Consider the following 3,718-nt stretch of genomic DNA (forward strand, 5'->3'; position numbering starts at 1 on the left):
CCGTCGAAGACATTGGGAGTGAGCAATGATCACCATCATCAAGAATGGCACTGTCGTCACGGCGGACCTGACCTACAGGGCCGATGTCAAGATCGAGGGCGGGGTGATCACCGAGATCGGGCAGGGCCTCAAGGGCGGTGCTGAACTGGATGCCGCCGGCTGTTACATCATGCCCGGCGGGATTGATCCGCATACCCATCTGGAGATGCCCTTCATGGGCACCTATTCGGCGGATGATTTCGAGTCCGGCACGCGGGCGGCGCTGGCGGGGGGCACCACGATGGTGGTGGATTTCATCCTGCCGGGGCAGGGGCAGGGCCTGATGGATGCCGCCGCGATGTGGCACAACAAATCGGGCCGGGCGAATTGCGATTATTCCTATCACATGGCGGTCACCTGGTGGGGCGAGAAGGTTTGGGAGGGCATCGAGGAGAGCGTGAAGGCGGGGATCACCTCCTTCAAGCATTTCATGGCCTATAAGGGCGCCTTGATGGTCAATGATGATGAGCTGTTCGCCAGCTTCCGCCGCGTCGGCGATCTGGGCGGGCTGGCCATGGTTCATGCCGAAAACGGCGATATTGTTGCCGAGCTGACGGCGAAGCTGCTGGCCGAGGGCAATCGCGGCCCCGAGGCGCATGGCTATTCGCGCCCGCCCCAGGTGGAGGGCGAGGCGACCAACCGCGCCATCATGATTGCCGATATGGCGGGGGTGCCGCTTTACGTGGTGCATACCAGCTGCGAGGAGGCGCATGAGGCGATCCGGCGCGCGCGTCAGGCGGGCAAACGGGTCTGGGGCGAGCCGCTGATCCAGCATCTGACGCTGGATGAAAGCGAATATCTCCACCCTGACTGGGACCATGCGGCGCGGCGCGTCATGTCGCCGCCCTTCCGCAGCAAGGATCATCAGGCGAGCCTTTGGGCGGGCCTGCAATCGGGCAGCCTGTCTTGTGTGGCCACCGATCATTGCAGCTTTACCACGGCGCAAAAGCGCTTCGGTTTGGGTGATTTCTCGAAAATCCCCAATGGCACCGGCGGGCTGGAGGATCGCTTGCCGATGCTGTGGACCCATGGGGTGAATACGGGGCGGCTGACGCCGAACGAATTTGTCGCGGTGACCAGCACCAATATCGCCAAGATCCTGAACCTTTACCCGAAAAAGGGCGCGGTTCTGGTCGGCGCCGATGCCGATCTGGTGGTCTGGGACCCGGCGAAGGAAAAGACCATCACGGCGGGGGCGCAGCAATCTGCCATTGATTACAACGTGTTCGAGGGGCAAAAGGTGCAGGGCCTGCCGCGCTTTACCTTGACGCGCGGGCAGGTGGCTGTGCAGGACGGTGAGGTGCGGACCCAAGAGGGCCACGGCCGCTTCGTGGGCCGCGAGGCCCGGCCTGCGGTGAACCGTGCGCTGAGCCAGTGGAAAGACCTGACCGCGCCGCGGCCCGTCACGCGCTCGGGCGTGCCGGCGACGGGGGTGTAAGCCTTACCCCTCGCGGGGGTCATCCTCCGGGTCGGCATCGGGCGCAAGGTGCAGGGTTGCAGGCCAGAGGGGCAAAAAGACCGGAATGAAAAGGGGATTGCCTTGCGTCGCAAGGAATGCGGGAAAGAACGGCAAGAACATCTGGGCCTCCTCCAGCCTGCGAGGGGCACTATGGCCGCAGCGCGTGACAGGGATATGACGGCATGAGGGACAATGCGGCAGTGCCGGGGGCGGTGATCGAGGCAAGGGGCCTCGATCTGGTGTTCCAGACGGCGGATGGGCCGGTTCAGGCGCTGAAAGACGTGAACCTGACGATCAACAAGGGGGATTTTGTCAGCTTCATCGGGCCATCGGGCTGCGGCAAAACCACCTTCCTGCGCTGTATCGCGGCGCTGGAACATGCGACGGGCGGCAGCCTGACAGTGAATGGCATGACACCGGATGAGGCGCGGATGCGGCGCGCCTATGGCTATGTGTTTCAGGCGGCGGGGCTTTACCCCTGGCGCAGCATTGCCGGGAATATCCGGCTGCCGCTGGAGATCATGGGCTTTTCCAAGGCCGAACAGGCCGAGCGGGTGGAGCGCGTGCTGGCGCTGGTGGACCTTGCGGGCTTCGGGAAAAAGTTTCCGTGGCAACTTTCGGGGGGCATGCAGCAGCGCGCCTCCATTGCCCGCGCGCTGGCCTTTGATGCCGATATTCTGCTGATGGATGAACCCTTTGGCGCGCTGGACGAGATCGTGCGCGACCGGCTGAACGAGGAGCTGCTGAAGCTGTGGGCGCGCACGGGCAAGACGATTGGCTTTGTGACGCATTCCATCCCCGAGGCGGTCTATCTGTCCACCAAGATCGTGGTGATGAGCCCACGCCCCGGCCGGATCACCGATGTGATCGACAGCCCGCTGCCACGCGAGCGCCCGCTGGATATTCGCGACAGCCGGGAATTCATCGAGATCGCGCACCGCGTGCGCGAGGGGTTGCGGGCGGGGCATGGCGATGAGGTGTAAGGGCGCCTGCACCGGAGCAAAGGGGGCGCTCGCGCCCCCTCGGCCTTGCGGCCTCACCCCCCGAGGATATTTTTCGACAGAAAAAGCAGGGGGGCGGCATGCGTAATCTGGGGCCGATCCTTGTGGTTTTGGCGGCGATTGTGGCGCTGTGGTATCTGGCAGCCGTCTGGATGAACGCGGCTTGGGTTCATGATCAGGCGGCGCGGGACGGGCGCGCGGTGACCTTGGCCGAACTGGTGCCGCTGACCTTGACACAGGAACGCCCGGTGCTGCCCGCGCCGCATCAGGTGGCGAAGGGGCTGTATGACGGGCTGTTCGGGCAGAAGGTGACCTCGAAACGGTCGCTGGTCTATCACGCCTGGGTGACGCTTTCGGCCACGGGGCTGGGCTTTGTCATCGGCTCGGCGGCGGGGATGTTGCTGGCGGTGGGGATCGTGTTCAACCGCGCGATGGATCTGAGCGTGATGCCTTGGGCGATTGCCAGCCAGACCATTCCGATTCTGGCGATTGCGCCGATGATCATCGTGGTGCTGAATTCGACGGGGGTGACGGGGATCGTGCCGAAGGCGATCATCTCGGCTTACCTGTCGTTTTTCCCGGTCGTGGTGGGCATGGTGAAGGGCCTGCGCAGCCCCGACGCGATGCAGCTGGATCTGATGCGCACCTGGAATGCGGGTGCCTTGACCAGCTTTGCCAAGCTGCGGCTGCCCTCCTCGATGCCCTATCTGTTTGCCAGCCTGAAAGTGGGCATTGCGGCCTCCCTGGTGGGGACAATCGTGGGCGAATTGCCAACCGGCGCTGTGGCGGGGCTGGGCTCGCGGCTGCTCTCGGGCAGCTATTACGGGCAGACGGTGCAGATCTGGGCCGCGCTTTTTGCCGCCGGGCTGCTGGCGGCGGGACTGGTGGCGCTGATCGGCTGGGCCGAGTGGGTGACGCTGAAGCGGATGGGATTGGCAAGATGAGCGGGCAATGGGGTTTTGCGCGGCGCTGGCAGAACTGGCTTCCATTGGGGTTTGGCCTGATGGTGGGGATGCCGCTCATGTGGTCCGCGTATCGAAGCCACTTTGGGTTGCCTCCCTTGATGTCGCTGAATGCGCTGATGACCTTGGATATTCTCACGCGCTGGATAGCCTTGTGGGTGATGAATGCCGTTTTGGCAAAATCGGGCGGGCCATGGGCGCGCTATGTTGTGCCTGCAATTTTCGGGCTGACCTTGTTGTATCTCTGGGAAATTACC

Annotated in this window: 3 protein-coding genes and 1 pseudogene; all 4 read left to right on the forward strand. The window is 63.7% G+C overall.

The window, feature by feature from the left end; all coding sequences use genetic code 11:
* Positions 1-25 precede the first annotated feature (25 nt).
* On the forward strand, positions 26-1,477 hold the full coding sequence (gene hydA / locus JNN06_RS07930) for a dihydropyrimidinase (protein WP_291239053.1): 1,452 nt from the start codon (positions 26-28) through the stop codon (positions 1,475-1,477).
* A 203-nt stretch (positions 1,478-1,680) separates the two neighbouring features.
* Positions 1,681-2,481, forward strand: a complete 801-nt coding sequence (locus JNN06_RS07935; RefSeq protein ID WP_291239054.1) for an ABC transporter ATP-binding protein — start codon at positions 1,681-1,683, stop codon at positions 2,479-2,481.
* Positions 2,482-2,579: 98 nt separating this feature from the next.
* Positions 2,580-3,443, forward strand: a complete 864-nt coding sequence (locus JNN06_RS07940) for an ABC transporter permease subunit (RefSeq protein ID WP_291239055.1) — start codon at positions 2,580-2,582, stop codon at positions 3,441-3,443.
* Positions 3,440-3,718: pseudogene (locus tag JNN06_RS07945) on the forward strand (hypothetical protein); the annotation flags it as partial. The gene JNN06_RS07940 and the pseudogene JNN06_RS07945, both read left to right, overlap by 4 nt.

The sequence above is a fragment of the Gemmobacter sp. genome (genome assembly GCF_016792925.1).
Taxonomy (GTDB): domain Bacteria; phylum Pseudomonadota; class Alphaproteobacteria; order Rhodobacterales; family Rhodobacteraceae; genus Gemmobacter.